At 68.3% G+C, this 17,465-nt stretch carries 19 protein-coding genes; 7 read left to right on the top strand and 12 right to left on the bottom strand.

Annotated features, from left to right (window positions below; all coding sequences use genetic code 11):
• Nucleotides 1-703: 703 nt before the first annotated feature.
• From KAK07_RS24555 to KAK07_RS24535, 5 genes are all read right to left on the bottom strand, one after another.
• Nucleotides 704-1,015 (bottom strand): DUF5076 domain-containing protein, encoded by a 312-nt coding sequence (locus KAK07_RS24555; RefSeq protein WP_210863564.1) that lies wholly within the window; start codon nucleotides 1,013-1,015, stop codon nucleotides 704-706.
• Nucleotides 1,016-1,142: 127 nt separating this feature from the next.
• Nucleotides 1,143-1,535 (bottom strand): SMI1/KNR4 family protein, encoded by a 393-nt coding sequence (locus KAK07_RS24550; protein ID WP_210863562.1) that lies wholly within the window; start codon nucleotides 1,533-1,535, stop codon nucleotides 1,143-1,145.
• 218 nt (nucleotides 1,536-1,753) lie between these two features.
• Nucleotides 1,754-2,083 (bottom strand): hypothetical protein, encoded by a 330-nt coding sequence (locus KAK07_RS24545; RefSeq protein ID WP_210857330.1) that lies wholly within the window; start codon nucleotides 2,081-2,083, stop codon nucleotides 1,754-1,756.
• A 488-nt stretch (nucleotides 2,084-2,571) separates the two neighbouring features.
• Nucleotides 2,572-3,351 carry a hypothetical protein gene (locus KAK07_RS24540; protein WP_210863560.1) on the bottom strand — a complete coding sequence of 260 codons (780 nt, stop codon included), beginning with the start codon at nucleotides 3,349-3,351 and terminating at the stop codon, nucleotides 2,572-2,574.
• 216 nt (nucleotides 3,352-3,567) lie between these two features.
• On the bottom strand, nucleotides 3,568-3,897 hold the full coding sequence (locus KAK07_RS24535; RefSeq protein WP_210857330.1) for a hypothetical protein: 330 nt from the start codon (nucleotides 3,895-3,897) through the stop codon (nucleotides 3,568-3,570).
• Nucleotides 3,898-4,224: 327 nt separating this feature from the next.
• Here KAK07_RS24535 and KAK07_RS24530 point away from each other — a divergent pair, with 327 nt between their 5' ends.
• The 7 genes from KAK07_RS24530 (at nucleotide 4,225) to KAK07_RS24500 (ending at nucleotide 11,914) form a co-directional block, all read left to right on the top strand.
• Nucleotides 4,225-5,808, top strand: a complete 1,584-nt coding sequence (locus KAK07_RS24530) for a cytochrome D1 domain-containing protein (protein ID WP_310740771.1) — start codon at nucleotides 4,225-4,227, stop codon at nucleotides 5,806-5,808.
• A 124-nt stretch (nucleotides 5,809-5,932) separates the two neighbouring features.
• Entirely contained in the window at nucleotides 5,933-6,259 is a 327-nt protein-coding gene (locus tag KAK07_RS24525) for a chaperone NapD (RefSeq protein ID WP_210863558.1), read from the top strand.
• 109 nt (nucleotides 6,260-6,368) lie between these two features.
• Nucleotides 6,369-8,918 carry a nitrate reductase catalytic subunit NapA gene (gene napA / locus KAK07_RS24520; protein ID WP_210857168.1) on the top strand — a complete coding sequence of 850 codons (2,550 nt, stop codon included), beginning with the start codon at nucleotides 6,369-6,371 and terminating at the stop codon, nucleotides 8,916-8,918.
• Between the two features lie 114 nt (nucleotides 8,919-9,032).
• On the top strand, nucleotides 9,033-9,827 hold the full coding sequence (gene napG / locus KAK07_RS24515) for a ferredoxin-type protein NapG (RefSeq protein ID WP_210857169.1): 795 nt from the start codon (nucleotides 9,033-9,035) through the stop codon (nucleotides 9,825-9,827).
• Entirely contained in the window at nucleotides 9,824-10,738 is a 915-nt protein-coding gene (gene napH, locus KAK07_RS24510) for a quinol dehydrogenase ferredoxin subunit NapH (protein ID WP_310738722.1), read from the top strand. Before napG ends, napH begins: the two co-directional genes overlap by 4 nt.
• A complete protein-coding gene (locus KAK07_RS24505; protein ID WP_210857170.1) occupies nucleotides 10,738-11,214 on the top strand; it encodes a nitrate reductase cytochrome c-type subunit in 477 nt (158 codons plus the stop codon). Before napH ends, KAK07_RS24505 begins: the two co-directional genes overlap by 1 nt.
• A gap of 16 nt (nucleotides 11,215-11,230) precedes the next feature.
• On the top strand, nucleotides 11,231-11,914 hold the full coding sequence (locus KAK07_RS24500) for a NapC/NirT family cytochrome c (RefSeq protein ID WP_210857171.1): 684 nt from the start codon (nucleotides 11,231-11,233) through the stop codon (nucleotides 11,912-11,914).
• 3 nt (nucleotides 11,915-11,917) lie between these two features.
• On the opposite strand, the gene KAK07_RS24495 is transcribed toward KAK07_RS24500, so the two are convergent.
• The 7 genes from KAK07_RS24495 to KAK07_RS24465 all read right to left on the bottom strand — a co-directional run bounded on the left by KAK07_RS24495 (nucleotide 11,918) and on the right by KAK07_RS24465 (nucleotide 17,465).
• Nucleotides 11,918-12,184: a hypothetical protein gene (locus KAK07_RS24495; RefSeq protein ID WP_210857172.1), complete on the bottom strand. Its 267-nt coding sequence runs from the start codon at nucleotides 12,182-12,184 to the stop codon at nucleotides 11,918-11,920.
• 31 nt (nucleotides 12,185-12,215) lie between these two features.
• Complete coding sequence (locus KAK07_RS24490; RefSeq protein WP_210857173.1) at nucleotides 12,216-12,713, bottom strand: DUF922 domain-containing protein; 498 nt, start codon at nucleotides 12,711-12,713, stop codon at nucleotides 12,216-12,218.
• Nucleotides 12,714-12,822: 109 nt separating this feature from the next.
• Complete coding sequence (locus KAK07_RS24485; RefSeq protein WP_210857174.1) at nucleotides 12,823-13,314, bottom strand: hypothetical protein; 492 nt, start codon at nucleotides 13,312-13,314, stop codon at nucleotides 12,823-12,825.
• A 35-nt stretch (nucleotides 13,315-13,349) separates the two neighbouring features.
• Nucleotides 13,350-13,856 carry a ferredoxin-type protein NapF gene (gene napF, locus KAK07_RS24480; protein ID WP_210857175.1) on the bottom strand — a complete coding sequence of 169 codons (507 nt, stop codon included), beginning with the start codon at nucleotides 13,854-13,856 and terminating at the stop codon, nucleotides 13,350-13,352.
• 10 nt (nucleotides 13,857-13,866) lie between these two features.
• Nucleotides 13,867-14,613, bottom strand: coding sequence for a Crp/Fnr family transcriptional regulator (locus KAK07_RS24475; protein WP_210857176.1), 747 nt, complete (start codon nucleotides 14,611-14,613; stop codon nucleotides 13,867-13,869).
• 70 nt (nucleotides 14,614-14,683) lie between these two features.
• Nucleotides 14,684-16,531: a nitric oxide reductase activation protein NorD gene (locus tag KAK07_RS24470; protein ID WP_210857177.1), complete on the bottom strand. Its 1,848-nt coding sequence runs from the start codon at nucleotides 16,529-16,531 to the stop codon at nucleotides 14,684-14,686.
• A 1-nt stretch (nucleotide 16,532) separates the two neighbouring features.
• Nucleotides 16,533-17,465 (bottom strand): 4Fe-4S binding protein, encoded by a 933-nt coding sequence (locus tag KAK07_RS24465; RefSeq protein WP_210863556.1) that lies wholly within the window; start codon nucleotides 17,463-17,465, stop codon nucleotides 16,533-16,535.

Genomic DNA, 17,465 nt, shown 5'->3' with positions numbered 1-17,465 from the left:
GACGCACCAACAACAAGGCCCGCTATGCGGGCCTGGGATCAACTTGCGCTTGACGGACGGGGAAGCCCTTGTAGTTCAAGCTGAGCGGCCGAAGACAGCTGGCCGCGCGCAGCGATGATGAACTGATGAGCGTAGCGCGGCCAGTTGGCTGAGGTCCACTCCAGCGACCAGTTAGGCGTCAGCATGGGTGCTAAGTGTTGCTGGCGTTGTACGCCCACTGGAGAAGTCCAAAGAGCGCAACCATGCAAACCAGGAAGACAAGAAAGCCGCTCTTGAACCACTTGTCCTTGTCCGTATTGATCATCCCGATCATAAAGAGCACAAGCCAAGCGACAAGCGACTTCGGCAAGATCAGAAACGAACTAAGAACGAAGAGAAACGAGTTCTGGTACCACTCTAGCTCGCGCGTCGAGCGGTCTTGTGTAGGCATTGCCTCCGCCTCAGCTTCGTTGGATTCGTCCGCCGTTGAGTCGGATGGATTCGATGGATTCATGAGGATTGGGGGCGAGGCCAATGACGCCTAACGTTCGAGCTAACCGGACCGCGGAGGCGAGCGCCGTAAGCCCGAGCTGAGATGATGCACCATGTGCCTCCGCTCGGGCTTGCGGCGCTTGCCGTAGCGGGTCCGGTTGAGCGAGGGGTTAGGCCGCACTCGCTGAGCACAACAGCTTGGGTGGTGGCCACGCTCGCGCTGATAGATTGCCTACGAATGGCCCGGGTGGAACCCGCCAATGACGTCGGATGTCGGTGTATCCAACTCGTCGTTCAGACTTTGGAGGATGCTGGCAACTGAATCAGCGGCATCAACTCCGCGTTCCTCAGACCAAGCGTTTGCGATATGTCTGACGACATCGGCAAGGAAGATGCCCCAGGCTTCCGTCTCCTTGTGTCCTTGGCCATCAAAGAAGCCGATGTTCAGTGTGCAGTGCATTCCTTGCTCCGCGATCCATCCGCTGAGCATCTGAATAGAGTTGTCGTCGCGCACGGCGGCAGGAGGTACAACCAGCGACTTCATTCGACTCCTATGCTGGACTCAAGAAGGGGGCGCCGCGAGGAGTATGTTCCGCGCGGCCTAACGTTCGACATGAGCCGCGGCCGAAAGCCTGCGAAGCAGGCTTTTGGACGTCGGCTCGATGGAGGGGTTAGAGCGATTCGAGTTCGGCAAAGTCATTTGCGACTCTCTCAAGCGAACCTTCCTCGTGCGACCACAGGTAGACCGCGGGCTGGAAGGAGACACCATGTCTGAGGAACACGAGGTGATCTCCTGTTCCGTTGCCGGCAATGGCAACCGCATTGCCCGGGAACCGAGGCCAACCGCGACAAACCTCTGTTTCCTTGATGATGTGATTAGCGCTGCGGGACGAGCGCTTGCGGTCCGACGTATCGGCGATGGGGTACTGCACCCATGAGTCTTCCAGTACCTCCAGCTCGCCGCCGTTCGCGCGAACCATGGCAGTTCGATAGGACTCAGGCAACCTTGCGCCGAGCTCCTGCTCTGCGGCCAGTACGAACGACTCGGCGAGGTCGAATGGCATTGAAGCGCTCTAACGTTCGAGCTGAGCCGCGCACATCGGCATGGCGCTTGGCCCGCTGGACGGATGATGACCTAAGCCGGAAAGCGGGCCAAGTGCCATGACGGTGGGCGTCGGTTCCAGCGAAGGGTTAGGCCTCGCTCGGGTCGGCTTTGAGGCTACCCCTGAGCTTGCACCTTGCGACAGTGTGGGCTGAGGCTTTGTTGTTGAGTGGGAGAGCTTCATGGCTTGGCGGCCTGAAGATGTGCCTTGATGGCAGACGCAGAAGTAAACGGCTCTGGCCCCTCGAAGGTGAGAACTTCGTCCACCGCTTCGCTCAGGTGTGCGTGATGCAGAGCTTCGGCGGGCCTCAAGTGATAGACGCCGTTCTTGACAGCAAAGAGGCCGCGCTTGTTCGGGACCGTAAACACCGGTTCAAGCGGCGTTCCATCGTTTGACCAGAAGAGCCAGATCGCTGCCTCCACATCGAGACCTTCACATGCTGCGACGGCTTCCGCTTCGTTCGCGAATGCTTGAAGCGAGCGCTCTTCTGTTTCGACGGCGAAGATCATGACAGTGGAAGCTGGGACCGCGGTTGATCGCGAGGCCTAACGTTGGAGCTCACCGGAGTGCGAAGGCAGGCGCAGCCTGCCGAAGCACTTCCGGTGCAGCGAAGTGTTATGCAGAGCATGACCGACGAAGGCTCTGCCGACTGATGACCGCCAACGGCCCGACCTGCACGCCCCTGGCGAAGCGCCAACCGCGGCAGGGCCCGTAGCCACAACGCGCAACGTAGGCGAGGCGCCCACCAGCCCTGCGTAGCGGTGCTCTTGCGCGCGACAGCCCAAACAACCATTGCGCTGCACCACAGCTGCCGTAGATGCGCGCCCGCTCACGGGCGTGGCAGCGCCGCCCACCACTCGATGCGCGCCGCCACCTGCAAGCTCGCCAAAACACTGCATGCCATCAAACCCGAGAAGGCCCTGCTGCATAACGTTTGAGCTCACCTGCGGGCGACAGACGGCAAAGCCGGCTGGCGAACGTCAGGTGCAGCGAAGGGTTAGCCAGCGGTCGTGACATTTTGAGCCGCGCCGCGTTGCCGCAGCAAGAACCATATTGCCCCAACAGGGACGCAGAACGTGAGCATCCATGGGCCGAGCCAACCCTGCCGCATGAAGGCGGCGCTCAAGAGATTGAAGGCAAGCGGGTTGATGCTTACCGCGCCGTTGGACCAATTGATGGTGAACGACACAAAGCCCAATGCAATGAAGATCAACCAGAGCCACTTGCGGCGTAGCCCCTTGGCGCGGGCGCAGCGGACGAGTGCAAACAGGGTGACCACGACGGCAGCCACCGCCGCAACAAGGAAGAGATAGTGGGTAACGCCCTTGCCTGAGAGCGTGAATGCGTGGATCTGCGACATCGGCGCAGGCAAGGGCTCGACGTTGAAGCTGAGGATGCGGTACGCGTTTGGTTCGCCTGTCAGCTGCGCCGAAGCGACGAGCCATTGTTTCTGACCGAAGGTGTATTCGGCGGCAACTGCCGCCGTTCGCGGCCTTCCGGTTGCGACGACGACTTTCCAGGCAACTGCCTCGACCTTGGTGATTGGCGCGGAGGGTATTGCATTGGCAGTCTTCTCTAATGCGGCTCGAATGCCACCTTGCGCTAGGGCGGGGTCAAGTTGTGCCTCAACAGAAGCGAAGTCCCTCTGAGTCAGGCGGTCGACGATGCTGCGTAGCGCCAGCGCCTCAGGCGATGAGGTGAACGCCTCAGGCGTAAGGGGCATGCCGCAGCCGACGAGTGTGATGCATACGGCAAGCGCGCGAAGCAAACGATCCATGAGCTGGCTAACGTTCGAGCTGAGCCGCGCACATCGGCATGGCGCTTGGCCCGCTGGACGGATGATGACCTAAGCCGGAAAGCGGGCCAAGTGCCATGACGGTGGGCGTCGGTTCCAGCGAAGGGTTAGGCCTCGCTCGGGTCGGCTTTGAGGCTACCCCTGAGCTTGCACCTTGCGACAGTGTGGGCTGAGGCTTTGTTGTTGAGTGGGAGAGCTTCATGGCTTGGCGGCCTGAAGATGTGCCTTGATGGCAGACGCAGAAGTAAACGGCTCTGGCCCCTCGAAGGTGAGAACTTCGTCCACCGCTTCGCTCAGGTGTGCGTGATGCAGAGCTTCGGCGGGCCTCAAGTGATAGACGCCGTTCTTGACAGCAAAGAGGCCGCGCTTGTTCGGGACCGTAAACACCGGTTCAAGCGGCGTTCCATCGTTTGACCAGAAGAGCCAGATCGCTGCCTCCACATCGAGACCTTCACATGCTGCGACGGCTTCCGCTTCGTTCGCGAATGCTTGAAGCGAGCGCTCTTCTGTTTCGACGGCGAAGATCATGACAGTGGAAGCTGGGACCGCGGTTGATCGCGAGGCCTAACGTGTTTTGGGGATCAACAGCCTGCGCCACTATTGGACCACTGCGCCCTAAGATGGCCGCCGCTGGCAGTCGCAAGTGCCTGTCGCATCTGTCTTTTTCCCTGGTTTGACTGGATATTTATCCAGTATTAAATTCGGCGCGAAAACCGGCGCCTGTTACAAACCATTCTGCAGTCCTGGCCTGCATTTGCCAAGGGCGGCCCTGGGGCTGCCGCAGGGCTGGCAGATCGACTCAGAACCTGAACCGGTTCAAGGCCAGTCGCGTCGGTGGTGCCTAGAGTCCGCGGCATGAGCCCTTCGACACTGCTGGCCCGGCTTGGCTTGGCCCTGATTGGCGCGCTGCTGGCACCCTGGGCGCTGGCCCAGGCCCTGCCCGACGCCCCTGCGTTGTTTCGTCAGCACTGCGCCAGCTGCCACGGCGACCAGCGCACCGGCGGCATGGGGCCGGCCCTGCTGCCCGACAGCCTCGAGCGCCTGCGCCCGGCCGACGCGCAGCGCACCATCGCCCAGGGGCGCGCTGCCACGCAGATGCCGGCCTTCGGGGCCCAGCTCACGGCCGATGAGATCACGGCGCTCGCCAGCTGGATCTACCAGCCGGTGTCGCCAGCGCCCCGCTGGACCGAAGCCGACATCCGCGCCTCCCGCGTGGCGCTGGCCGGGGCCGACGCGCTGCCGGCGCGGCCGCTGTGGCAGGCCGATCCGATGAACCTGTTCGTGGTGGTCGAGGGCGGCGACCACCATGTGTCGCTGGTCGATGGCGACCGTTTCGAGGTGATCCACCGCTTTGCCAGCCGCTATGCGCTGCACGGCGGGCCGAAGTTCACGCCCGACGGGCGCTATGTGTTCTTCGGCTCGCGCGATGGCTGGATCACCAAATATGACCTGTGGAACCTGACGGTGGTGGCCGAGGTGCGCGCCGGCCTGAACATGCGCAACCTCGCCGTCAGTGGCGATGGCCGCTACGTGATGGCGGCCAACTACCTGCCGCGCACGCTGGCGCTGTTCGACGCGCAGCTGAACCTGGTGCGCAGCTTCGAGGCCACCACGCTGGACGGCCAGACGGCCAGCCGCGTCTCGGCGGTGTATGACGCGGCGCCGCGGCGCAGCTTCATCGTCGCGCTGAAGGACCTGCCCGAGCTGTGGGAGATCTCCTACGACCCGCAGGCCGCGCCTATCTACGACGGCCTGGTCCACGACTACAAGATGGGCGAAGCCATCGCCAGGCCCGGCTTCCTGGGCGTGCGCCGCACCCCGCTGGACGAGCCGCTGGACGACTTCTTCTTCGACCAGCGCTACCGCCATGTGCTGGGAGCCACGCGGCCGAAGACCGCGGCCGGCGCCGCCACCGCGCAGGTGGTGAACCTGGACATCCGCCGCAAGGTGGCCGATCTGCCGCTGGCCGGCATGCCGCACCTGGGCTCGGGCATCACCTGGGCCTGGAAGGACACCACCGTGCTGGCCAGCCCCAACCTGAAGGGCAGCGGGGTGGACGTGATCGACATGGCCACCTGGAAGCCCGTGGCCACGATCGCCACGCCCGGCCCGGGCTTCTTCATGCGCAGCCACGAGTCCAGCCGCTACGCCTGGACCGACTCGATGATGAGCCCCACCGCCAAGGACACGCTCACGCTGATCGACAAGGCCACGCTGCAGCCGGTGGCCACGGTGCGCGAACCCGGCCGCACGCTGGCCCACATTGAGTTCACCAGGGACGGCCGCTACGCGCTGGCCAGCCTGTGGGAGATGGACGGCGCGCTGATCGTCTACGACGCCGCCACGCTGAAAGAGGTCAAGCGGCTGCCGATGAGCAAGCCGGTGGGCAAGTACAACGTGTGGAACAAGATCAGCCGCAGCGAAGGCACCTCGCATTGACCAGCGCTGCCGCTGCCCACCTGAAAGCTATATGGAATATGTAGCTTCTTGATCGATATCAAGGCAGGCATCGCCACCTGCCGGCACAGTCACGCCTCAGAGTCTGGAGACCGAGGAGACACCCATGAGCATCCTGGGCACGGTGGTGCGCACCCGCCCCGAGCACGCCGCCCCCGTGGCACAGCGCCTGTCGGCGCTGCCCGGCGTGGACCTGGCGCTCAACCCCGGCGACGGCCGCCTGGTGGCGGTGATCGAGGACGCGCTGGTGGACGGCCAAACCATCAGCGCCGCCGCCACGCTGGCCCAGGTGGCGCAGTGGCCCGACGTGATGGGCACCTCGCTGGTCTACGAGTATTCCGGCCCCGATGCGCCACCCCCCGAAGGCAGCGACGCCATCGACTACCGCGCCTGGCGCGACAGCCTGGCGCCCGCGCCCCGCACCCCGACTTGAACCGGTTCAAGGACAGCCCAAGGGTTGTTCCCTAGCCTCGACCCTGAACCCCTGACCCCTTCCCCTGATGCCCGCCGCGACCAGCGCGGCCTCGGCAGGAGACCCCACCATGCAAGCCAACCGCCGTGACTTCCTGAAGGCCCAGGCCCTCGCCGCCAGCGCTGCCGCCGCCGGCATCCCCATCGTCGCCGAGGCCGCACCCGCCGCCGACAAGGCCGCCGCCGCCACCGGCGTGCGCTGGGACAAGGCGCCCTGCCGCTTCTGCGGCACCGGCTGCTCGGTGATGGTGGGCGTGCAGGACGGCCGCGTCGTGGCCACCCAGGGTGACCCGGAGGCCCCCGTCAACCGCGGCCTGAACTGCATCAAGGGCTACTTCCTGTCCAAGATCATGTACGGCAAGGACCGTCTGCAGACGCCGCTGCTGCGCAAGAAGAACGGCGTCTACGACAAGGACGGCGAGTTCACCCCCATCAGCTGGGACGAAGCCTTCGACGTGATGGCCGCCAAGTGGAAGGAGGCCATCAAGGCCGAGGGCCCGAACGCGGTGGCCATGTTCGGCTCCGGCCAGTGGACGATCTGGGAAGGCTACGCCGCCGCCAAGCTGATGAAGGCTGGCCTGCGCACCAACAACCTCGACCCCAACGCGCGCCACTGCATGGCCAGCGCCGTCACCGGCTTCATGCGCACCTTCGGCATCGACGAGCCGATGGGCTGCTACGACGACATCGAGCAGGCCGACGCCTTCGTGCTGTGGGGCAGCAACATGGCCGAGATGCACCCCATCCTGTGGAGCCGCATCACCGACCGGCGGCTGTCGGCGCCGCACGTCAAGGTGGCCGTGCTGTCCACCTTCGAGCACCGCAGCTTCGACCTGGCCGACAGCGGCATGGTCTTCGTGCCGCAGACCGACCTGGCCATCCTGAACTTCATTGCCCACTACATCATCACGAACAAGAAGGTGAACACCGAGTTCGTGAAGAAGAACATCAACTTCAAGCAGGGCGCCACCGACATCGGCTACGGCCTGCGTCCGGTGCACGCGCTGGAGAAGGACGCCACCAGCAATGGCTACCCCGGCGCCGACGGCAAGCCCAAGGGCAACCCGAACGACGCCACGCCGATCAGCTTTGACGAGTACGCCAGGTTCGTCAGCGAGTACACCGCCGAGAAGGTCAGCGCGCTGTCCGGTGTGCCCGTCAAGCAGTTGGAGGACCTGGCCAAGCTCTACGCCGACCCGAAGACCAAGGTGGTCTCGTTCTGGACCATGGGCTTCAACCAGCACACCCGCGGCACCTGGGCCAACAACCTCGTCTACAACATCCACCTGCTGACCGGCAAGATCAGCACGCCGGGCTCCGGGCCGTTCAGCCTGACCGGCCAGCCCAGCGCCTGCGGCACCGCCCGCGAGGTGGGCACCTTCGCCCACCGCCTGCCGGCCGACATGGTGGTCACCAACCCCGAGCACCGCCACCACACCGAGGAGATCTGGGGCCTGCCCGAGGGCACCATCCCCGACAAGATCGGCCTGCACGCCGTGGCGCAAAGCCGCGCCCTGAAGGACGGCAAGATCCGCTGCTACTGGACCAGCACCACCAACAACATGCAGGCGGGTCCGAACATCAACGGCGAGATCCTGCCGGGCTGGCGCAACCCCAAGGCCTTCGTGGTGGTCAGCGACCCCTACCCCACCGTCAGCGCGATGGCGGCTGATCTGGTGCTGCCCTCGGCCATGTGGGTGGAAAAGGAAGGCGCCTTCGGCAATGCCGAGCGACGCACCCAGTTCTGGCGCCAGCAGGTGGCCGCACCCGGCCAGGCCCGCTCCGACCTGTGGCAGATGATGGAGTTCGCCAAGCGCTTCAAGGTGGAAGAGGTCTGGCCGGCCGAGCTGATCGCCAAGATGCCCTCGGTCAAGGGCAAGACGCTGTTCGACGTGCTCTACAGGAACGGCAAGGTCAACAAGTACCCTGTGGCCGACCTGGGCAAGGTCAACGGAAAGTACATCCAGGGCTACAAGAACGCCGAGTCCGAGGCCTTCGGCTTCTATGTGCAGAAGGGCCTGTTCGAGGAATACGCCGAATTCGGCCGCGGCCACGGCCACGACCTGGCCAGCTTCGACACCTACCACGAGGCCCGCGGCCTGCGCTGGCCCGTGGTGGACGGCAAGGAAACGCTGTGGCGCTTCCGCGAGGGCTATGACCCCTACGTCAAGGCCGGCGAGGGCCTCAGGTTCTACGGCCACAAGGACGGCAAGGCCAACATCTTCGCCCTGCCCTACCAGCCCGCGGCCGAATCGCCCGACAAGGAGTTCGACCTGTGGCTGTGCACCGGCCGCGTGCTGGAGCACTGGCACACCGGCAGCATGACGCGCCGTGTGGCGGAGCTGCACCGCGCCGTGCCCGAGGCCGTGGTCTTCATGCACCCCGATGACGCGCAGGCGCGCGGCATCCAGCGCGGCATGCAGGTCAAGCTGGCCTCGCGCCGCGGCGAGATCACGCTGGCGGTCGAGACCAAGGGCCGCAACAAGGTGCCGCGCGGCCTGGTCTTCGTGCCCTTCTTCGACGAAGGCCGGCTGGTCAACAAGCTGACGCTGGACGCCACCTGCCCGATCTCCAAGGAGACCGACTTCAAGAAGTGCGCCGTCAAGGTGGTCCGCGCCTGAGGCCTGAGCTGATGCGAATCGAAGCGTTTTCGCGCGCCCGGCGCCGGGCCGCCCCAAGGCGGGCGCGATCCCCCCGGGAGATCGACCGGCGTACCCGCCGGGCGAGGGGCTGACATGCAACGTCGTGAACTGATGCAGGGCGCCGCGAGCGCCGCCACCGCCGGCCTGATCGCCGGCGGCGCGGCCCTGGCCGGCCGCCCGGCGCTGGCACGACCGGCCCAGGCGCTGCGCCCGCCCGGCGCGCTGGATGACGCGCGCTTCCTGGCCGCCTGCGTGCGCTGCGGCCTGTGCGTGCGCGACTGTCCACCCCAGAACCTCAAGCTCAGCCAATGGGGCGCCGGCATGGCCGCTGATGTGGCGATCGGCACGCCCTACTTCGTCGCCCGCGAGATCCCCTGCGAGATGTGCGAGGCCGTGCCCTGCGTCAAGGCCTGCCCCACCGGCGCGCTGGACCCGCAGCTCACCGACATCGCCCAGGCCCGCATGGGCACCGCGGTGCTGATCGACCAGGAGAACTGCCTGAACTTCCTGGGCCTGCGCTGCGATGTCTGCTACCGCGTGTGCCCGCTGATCGATCAGGCGATCTCACTGGTCAAGGTCAGCAACCCGCGCTCCGACCGCCACGCGATGCTGCTGCCCACGGTGAATGCCGCGCAGTGCACCGGCTGCGGCAAGTGCGAGAAGAGCTGCGTGCTGGAGCAGGCCGCGATCAAGGTGCTGCCCACCCAGCTGGCCCGCGGCGAGCTGGGCCACCACTACCGCAAAGGGTGGGATGCCGCCAACCGCGCCGGCCGGCCGCAGTTCGATGCACCGGTGCAGCGCCTGCCCGAGCACCCGGTGCCCGGTGACCTGAACCCCTTGCGCTCAGGCGCAGCGCCCTACGCCGGCGCCTCGGAGGCCGCAAAGTGAGCAGCGCGCCGCTGTCACCCGCCGAATCGCGCAGCTTCGGTCTGAAGCGTGCCGCCACGGTGCAGCGCCCTGGTGCCGCCGCCGTGCAGGACAAGGGCTGGCTGGCCGCGCACCGCTGGTGGCTGCTGCGCCGGCTGACCCAGCTGGCGCTGCTGGCGCTGTTCCTGGCCGGGCCGTGGCTGGGCGTGTGGATCGTCAAGGGCAACCTGTCCAGCAGCCTGACGCTGGGCGTGCTGCCGCTGACCGACCCCTTCGTGCTGGCCCAGACACTGGCCAGCCGCCATGTGCCTGAGCTCTCAGCCCTGGTGGGTGCCGGCATCGTCATCGCCTTCTACGCGCTGGTGGGTGGCCGCACGTTCTGCGCCTGGGTCTGCCCGGTGGGCGTGGTCACCGACACCGCCGCCTGGCTGCGCCGTCGCCTGCACATCGGCACCGGCCGTGCGCCGCGCGGCGCGCTGCGCCACTGGCTGCTGGGCGCGGTGCTGCTGGCCAGCGCGCTGGCCGGCCTGCCGGCCTGGGAGGCCGTGAACCCGGTCAGCATGACGCAGCGTGCGCTGGTCTTTGGCGGTGGCATCGCCTGGGGCATCACCGCCGCGGTGTTTCTGTTCGACCTGCTGGTGGCACCGCGCGGCTGGTGCGGCCATGTCTGTCCGCAAGGCGCGCTGTACGCGCTGATCGGCCAGGCCTCGCTGCTGCGCGTGTCGGCCCGCCACAGCAGCCGCTGCAACGACTGCGCCGACTGCTACGCCGTCTGCCCGGAGCCGCAGGTCATCCCGATCGCGCTGAAGGGCAAGGGCGGCGCCTCGCCCGTGATCCTGGACGCCGCCTGCACCCACTGCGGCCGCTGCATCGATGTCTGCGGCCCCGACGTCTTCACCCTGACCCACCGATTCGACACCCGGAGATCCTGATGAGCACGCTGATCAACACCTTTGCCAAGTTGCTGCTGGCCGCCGGGCTCGTATGGATGGGCGCCGACCTGGCCAGTGCCGCCGACGCGCCCGCGCCCACCGGCCCGGTCAAGCTGCAGGGCCTGCGCGGCGGCACGCCGCTGAACCAGGACAACGCCCCCACGGCCATCAAGCAGGAGCGTGACCACGCGCCCGCGGACCGCGACTTCATGCAGCAGCCGCCGCTGATCCCGCACACCATCAGCGGCTACCAGATCACCAAGAACTTCAACAAGTGCATGGACTGCCACTCCTTCGGCAAGGCCAAGTCCAGCGGTGCGCCGCGGGTGAGCGTGACGCACTTTAAGACCCGCGACGGCCAGGAGCTGGACAACATCAGCCCGCGCCGCTACTTCTGCACCCAGTGCCACGTGCCGCAGACCGACGCCAAGCCGCTGGTGGAGAACACCTTCCAGCGTGCCCGTGGCATGCAGTGAGGCGGGAGCACACGCCATGACCGACACCACCGCCAAGACCGGCCTGCTCGCCCGCTGCTGGGCCTTCGTCAAGACCCCCACCTTCGGCCTGCTGGCCATCGCCTTCCTGGGCGGCGTGATCTTCTGGGGCGGCTTCAACACCGCGATGGAATGGACCAACCGCGAGGCCTTCTGCATCTCCTGCCACGAGATGAAGGAGAACGTCTACGTCGAGTACCGCAACACCATCCACTACAACAACCGCACCGGCGTGCGCGCCACCTGCCCCGACTGCCATGTGCCCAAGGAATGGGGCCCGAAGATCGTGCGCAAGATCCAGGCGAGCAACGAGGTGCTGCACAAGATCCTGGGCAGCATCGACACGCCCGAGAAGTTCAACGCCAAGCGGGCCGAACTGGCCGGCCATGAATGGGCGCGCATGAAGGCCAACGACAGCCAGGAATGCCGCAACTGCCACAACTTCGCGTACATGGACTATGCCGAGCAGAACCAGCGCTCGGCACGTCGCCACCAGGAGGCGGTCAACGCCGGCCAGACCTGCATCGACTGCCACAAGGGCATTGCCCACACGCTGCCGGCGATCGAGCAGAACATCGGCGCGCCGAAGGACGAGCCGGCGCAGCTGCCGCCCGCGGCGCCGGTGAAGCCGGCGAACACCGCCGCCAGCGCTGCGGCCGGGGCCGACAGCGCGGCGCGCTGAGCCTCAGCGGCCGTTGCCCAGGTCGGGAATCACCACCAGGCCGAAGGCGCCGTAGCTCACCACCTTGTCGTTGATGGTGGTGTACGAGGCCACGCCCAGCGTGTAGTAGGTCGACACCAGCGCCGCCAGTCCGCCCAGGCCCAGCACGCCGGCGATCTGGCTGCGCTCGGCGATCTCGGCCTTGAGCTTGGCGCGGTGGCTGTCGGCGCCCGGGTTGGTGGCCAGGGCCACGCCCAGCAGCACCAGCACGGCGATCAGGAACTTGGTCATGGGGCGATGGTAGCGGGTGGCGGGGGCGCCGTCAGGCGTCCTCGTCCAGCTCCACGCCTTCCTTGGCGCCATGGCCGCTGCTGCGGTCGTAGCTGTCCTGCGCCTTCTGGGTGTCGGTCTGGGCTTGTTCGATCAGCGCGTTCAGCGCGTCGGCGTCCAGTTCCTTGGCCGACTCGATCGCCTTCTTCAGCGCCGCCGCACCGGCCACCTGGATGTCGTGGTGCTTGTACTCGTGGGCGGACAGCTTCTTCAGCATCGCATCCCACGAGGCTTTCTGCGGCTTGGTGGCCTTGCTGTAGCCGGCCCAGGTGGGCAGCTCGATCACCGGGTTCAGCTCGATCGTGACGCTGGTGACCTGGCCCTCACTGTCGACCTTGCCACCGCTCTTGAAGTTCTGCGTGGCGTCGTACAGGCCCCATTCCTCGCGCCTGTCCAGGTTCTTGCGCACCTCGGCCAGCGTGTCGCCCTTGACGGTGTACTTGCTGACCTTGGGGGTGTTGACCTTGACGCTGACGCTGCGCTTGCCCATGGCCGCTCTCCTGTGTGAAGTCCAGCCATGCTAGGGACACGGCGCCAGCCGCTGTACCCCTAAGGCGCGGCCGCGGCAGGGGGAGCCGCGGCGGCCCGTGCCGCCGTGCTCAGCGGCCTTTCCGGCTGAAGAAATTGGCCCGCAGCGCCGGCTGGCCCGCGTCGTTGAAATAGGCCACCGTCTCGGTCATGGCCTGGCCGTCGGCGGAGACGGTGTAGACCCGGGTCGAGGCGGGCTGACCGCCGCGGGCGAGCTGCAGCACCAGCACGCCGGGCACCGGCTGGGTGAAGGCCGCGGTGTCGGCCTCGAGGTTGCCGCTGACCGGCGCCGCCGAACCATCGAGCGTGTTCACGCCCTCGGCGCGCAGGGTCTGGCCGGCGGGGTCGACCACCTCCACCGTCATCGCCAGGCGCGACGGCCCGGCCTCGGCGAAGCGGATGCTGACGCTGCGCGGGCGCATGGCCTCTGGAATGGGCAGCCGCGACAGGTCGACCGACCAGGTGCCCAGCAGGGGCGAGCGGGCGACCTCCTGGGCGGAGGCCGGGGGCGGAGAGACGGCCAGCAGAGTGGCCAGCGCGGCGGTCAGGAAAAGGGTCTTCATGCCGGCACCATGCCACGGCCGCCGGGCCGCGTCCATCAGGCCCGCTGCGGACCGGGCTGGGCCAGCGTGATCGCCCCGACCGGGCAGGGGGCGACACACGCACCGCAGCCGCTGCACTGGTCCAGCGCCACCTGCAGCCGCCAGACGCCACCGGGCTGCGGCCGAAAGCGCAGGGCCCGTGCGTCGCAGGCCTCGGCGCAGACGCGGCATTCCACACCGCGCTCGGCCAGGCAGTGGGGGGCCACCTGCACCCGCTCGGCAAAGGGCTCGGCGGCGCTGCGGTCCAGCGCGCCGCTGGGACAGGCGGCGCGGCAGTCGCCGCACAGGCTGCAGCCGCGCTGCGTGAAGCGGATCTCGGGAAAGCCGCCGTCGCCCGCCATCAGCACCTGCTGCGGGCAGGCGCGCAGGCAGTCGCCGCAGCGGGTGCAGCGCGCGGTGAAGGCGGCATCGGGGCGCAGCGCCCAGGGCGGCCGGGGGGGCGTGGGCGGCTCGTCACCGCGCGGCAGCGTGCCGCGCAGGAACAGGCGCCGGCGTGGGTCCATCAGCGCACGCTCACTGCAGCGGGTGCCCCGCCAGGCGAGCCGGGTCCGGGATCAGGATGTCGCGCTTGTCGATCGTGATCAGGCCCTGCGCGGCCAGTTCGTGCAGCACGCGTGAGAAGTACTCGGGCGTCAGCGACAGACGCGAGGCGATCGTGGCCTTGCTGACCGGCAGAGACACCCGGTGCTCGCGCGGCGGCAGCGGCATCGGCGTGCCACCGGCGTCGGCCAGCGTCATGCCGGCAGCGTCCTCGGCGTGGTCGGGCAGGTCGCGCAGCAGGTAGCCGATGACGCGCTGCATGCCGCTGTGCAGCGCATAGGCTTGCACGTCGTGGACCAGGCCATGCAGCCGGCGCGAGATGCCGGCCAGCATGCGCAGCGCAAAGCGCGGGTCGTTCTCGATCTCGCGCAGCACCGCGGCCTTGCCCACCGACAGCAGCAGCGTGTCGTTCAGGGCCTGGGCGTTGATGATGTAGGGCTTGCCGGTGAACATCAGCGCTTCGGCAAAGCTGTTGCCGGGGCCGACCAGCTCGATCACCTTTTCCTGCCCGGCCGGCGACAGCGCGAACAGCTTGACCTGGCCCATCACGGTGACATGCAGTTCCTCGCAGGGCTCGCCCAGGCGGAACACGTCCTCACCGCGCGCGAAGCGGCGCAGCCGGCAGCCTTCGGCCAGGCGCTGCAGCTCGGGCGGCGTCATCTCCTGGAACAGCGGCAGCACCGCCAGGTAGCGGGGAATATCGAAGTGGCGCCCTTCCATCGGAGTCTCCTGCGGCCCTGCGCCGAGGCGCCATTGTGGTGGGTCGCTGCCGCTCATGTCTTGACTCGCATCAAGTGCCAGCCAGCCGCGCCTGCACCGCCGCCAGCCGCTGCACCAGCTCCTGCGGCCGGTGCACCAGGGCCCAGCCGTGCTCGCCGAAGAGCATCGGCAGGTAGTCGTGGGCCTGCTCGTCGATCGTCACGGCAAACGGGGTCAGGCCCAGCGCGCGCGCCTCATGCACCGCGTGGCGCGTGTCCTCCAGGCCCCAGCGGCCCTCGTAGTGGTCCAGGTCGTTGGGCTTGCCGTCGGTGAGCAGCAGCAGCAGGCGCTGGCGCTCGGGGCGCGCGGCCAGGCGCGCGCTGGCATGGCGGATCGCGGCGCCCATGCGGGTGTAGTAGCCGGGCTTGATCGCGCCCACGCGGGCCTGCGCCGGCGCGGCCCAGCGCTCGTCAAAGCCCTTGAGGTGCTGGATGCGCACCTGCTGGCGGCGCACCGACGAGAAGCCCAGCATCTCGAAGGCATCGCCACTGGCCTGCAAGGCCTCGCCGAACACATACAGCGCGTCGCGGATCACATCGATCACGCGGGCGCTGCGCTGCTTGTCGCCGCCGCCCAGCCAGACATGGGCGTCGGTGGACAGCGACAGGTCGGCCAGCAGCAGCGTGGCCAGGCTGCGGCCGCTGCGCCGCGCGCGCTGGAACACCCGTGGCTCGCCGCTGACCGCCCCCGTGGCGGCATCGATGCGGTGGCGCACCCAGGCGTCGAGGTCGATCTCATCGCCCTCGGCCTCGCCGCGCTGGCGCTCAGGGGCCGCGCGCAGCAGCTCCAGCCGACGGCGCACCTGGCGCGCGGTGCGGCGCAGCTCAGGCGTGGGCACGAAGGCGGCCGGCGCCGGCGCCACCACCCGCTGCACCGCGCAGTGGTCGGTCAGCAGGCGCTGGCGCTTCCAGTCCCACTCGGGCAGGCGCTCGGGCGCGCCCAGCGGCTGGTCGTCCACCGCGGCGCTGGGCAGGTCCAGGTCGAAGCGCACCCGCGAGGCGCTGCGCTGGCCATCGGGGGCGATGGCCAGGCGCTCCATGTCGTTGGCGGCCTGCAGTGCGTCGGGGTGGTCGTCGTCATCGGTGGCGCGGTTCACGCGCACGAACTCGCCCCAGCTGAGGATGGACTCGGCGCGGAAGAACATCATCAGCGGCGCGCGCGGGGTGTCGTGGGCCACCCGCTCGGCGCGGCGGCGGGTGCGGTCACTGACGGTGTCAAGGGCGGCGGGGGTGTCACCGCTGGGGTCGCGGCGGCCGGACGCCGCGGCCGCCGGTGCGGCGCCCGCCTCCAGCCACAGCCACACCGGCGCCACGTCGGCCGGACCGATGCCGGTGTCCAGCGGCACCGGCTGGCCGCGCAGGGTCTGCTGCACCAGGCGCTCGGCGCGGGCCGCGTCGCCACGCAGCGTGCCGGGCGCCGGGCGCTGGGCCAGGTGCGCCGCCAGCAGGCGTGCGTGGCGCTGGCGCAGGCCGGGCCATTGCTGCAGCGCGGCCGCGCTGGCGCGGGTCTGGCCCACCAGCCAGTCGCCACTGGGCGCGTCGTGCGCCGCCAGGGCCGCGAGCCAGATGTAGAGATCACGGTTCAGGGAACGCTCGGCGAACACCGCCAGGCGCGGCGGCAGGGCCAGCACCTGCTCGCTGAGCTGACCCAGCGCGGCGCGCTGGCCGCTGCCGGCCAGGCGCTGCAGCCAGTCACGCGGGCCGCCCACGGCACGCTCGCCCACCGGCGCCAGGCGCACGGCGCTGTCACCGCCGCCGGCACGGAACAGCAGCGCCAGCGTGCGCTGCACCTCGTCCAGCGTGACCGCGGCTGCCGCATGCTCGCGCGAGGCGGCCTGGGTGACCAGGCGATGCCACTGCCGACCGATCCACTCTTCCACCTCAGCCTCCCCGGTCTTCGCGCCGCTGGCGCAGGGTTTCGCGCACCGCATCGGCACCGATGCGCCACTCCAGCACCGGCGCGCGACCGCGCGCCGATTGCGACTCGTCGCAGGCCTGCAGGCACTGGCCGCACTGCACGCAGCTGAACATGCGGCGCTTGATGTCGCGCGGGTGCAGGCGCATCGGGCAGCCGCGGTCACAGGCGGCGCCCTGGCCGAAGCGCTGTGTCGCGCAGCCCTGGCAGTCGCGCGCCTGGGCGCGGTTGAAGGCCACCACCAGGCCCTTGGGGTTGGCCATCCAGACCAGGCTCTGGAACAGGCCCACCGCACAGCCGAAGCGGCAGAACAGGTGGCGCGCCAGCACGAACTCGGCGCTGAACACCGCCGTGCCGATGGCCAGGAAACGCGCCTGGTTGGGCGTCAGCGTGCCGTGCACGAGGCCGCCCCAGACTTCGGCAGGCGGCAGCAGGTAGCTCAGCAGCGTGATCGCCCACAGCGCGCCGAACAGGGCGCTCAGCACGAAGAACACCGGCCACCAGCGCGCATCGGCTGGCCGGTCGTCGCGTGGCGTGGCCGAGCGGTCCCACAGGCTCCACTTGGCGCAGGCGCGGTGCAGCGTGGCATTGAGCAGCTCGACGATCGAGAAATGCGGGCACAGCCAGCCGCAGTACACCCGGCCCCAGCGCCAGGCCACGGCCAGGAACGCGGCCACGGCCAGCAGCCCCGGCAGAAAGCCCTTGAGCAGGATGCCCAGCGCGGCCTGGGTGGCGTCGATGCGCCCGGCCCGGAAGTCGTCGATGCCCAGTGTCCAGCGCTGACCCAGGAACCACAGCTGCGCCTCGTGCAGATCGAAGCGCAGCCAGTCCAGGGCCGGCGCGATCAGGAATAGCGCAAAGAACGCGAGTTGGAAAAGGCGACGGTGGCGGGGCGGCAT

It is taken from the genome of Ideonella alba (assembly GCF_018069875.1).
GTDB lineage: Bacteria > Pseudomonadota > Gammaproteobacteria > Burkholderiales > Burkholderiaceae_C > Ideonella > Ideonella alba.
This window is presented reverse-complemented; position numbering and strand designations above follow the sequence as displayed.

Coding starts and splice junctions, on each gene's coding strand:
- KAK07_RS24555 (WP_210863564.1), bottom strand. CDS start 1,015: ATGAAGTCGCTGGTTGTACCTCCTGCCGCCGTGCGCGACGACAACTCT.
- KAK07_RS24550 (WP_210863562.1), bottom strand. CDS start 1,535: ATGCCATTCGACCTCGCCGAGTCGTTCGTACTGGCCGCAGAGCAGGAG.
- KAK07_RS24545 (WP_210857330.1), bottom strand. CDS start 2,083: ATGATCTTCGCCGTCGAAACAGAAGAGCGCTCGCTTCAAGCATTCGCG.
- KAK07_RS24540 (WP_210863560.1), bottom strand. CDS start 3,351: ATGGATCGTTTGCTTCGCGCGCTTGCCGTATGCATCACACTCGTCGGC.
- KAK07_RS24535 (WP_210857330.1), bottom strand. CDS start 3,897: ATGATCTTCGCCGTCGAAACAGAAGAGCGCTCGCTTCAAGCATTCGCG.
- KAK07_RS24530 (WP_310740771.1), top strand. CDS start 4,225: ATGAGCCCTTCGACACTGCTGGCCCGGCTTGGCTTGGCCCTGATTGGC.
- KAK07_RS24525 (WP_210863558.1), top strand. CDS start 5,933: ATGAGCATCCTGGGCACGGTGGTGCGCACCCGCCCCGAGCACGCCGCC.
- napA (WP_210857168.1), top strand. CDS start 6,369: ATGCAAGCCAACCGCCGTGACTTCCTGAAGGCCCAGGCCCTCGCCGCC.
- napG (WP_210857169.1), top strand. CDS start 9,033: ATGCAACGTCGTGAACTGATGCAGGGCGCCGCGAGCGCCGCCACCGCC.
- KAK07_RS24505 (WP_210857170.1), top strand. CDS start 10,738: ATGAGCACGCTGATCAACACCTTTGCCAAGTTGCTGCTGGCCGCCGGG.
- KAK07_RS24500 (WP_210857171.1), top strand. CDS start 11,231: ATGACCGACACCACCGCCAAGACCGGCCTGCTCGCCCGCTGCTGGGCC.
- KAK07_RS24495 (WP_210857172.1), bottom strand. CDS start 12,184: ATGACCAAGTTCCTGATCGCCGTGCTGGTGCTGCTGGGCGTGGCCCTG.
- KAK07_RS24490 (WP_210857173.1), bottom strand. CDS start 12,713: ATGGGCAAGCGCAGCGTCAGCGTCAAGGTCAACACCCCCAAGGTCAGC.
- KAK07_RS24485 (WP_210857174.1), bottom strand. CDS start 13,314: ATGAAGACCCTTTTCCTGACCGCCGCGCTGGCCACTCTGCTGGCCGTC.
- napF (WP_210857175.1), bottom strand. CDS start 13,856: ATGGACCCACGCCGGCGCCTGTTCCTGCGCGGCACGCTGCCGCGCGGT.
- KAK07_RS24475 (WP_210857176.1), bottom strand. CDS start 14,613: ATGGAAGGGCGCCACTTCGATATTCCCCGCTACCTGGCGGTGCTGCCG.
- KAK07_RS24465 (WP_210863556.1), bottom strand. CDS start 17,465: ATGCCGCCCCGCCACCGTCGCCTTTTCCAACTCGCGTTCTTTGCGCTA.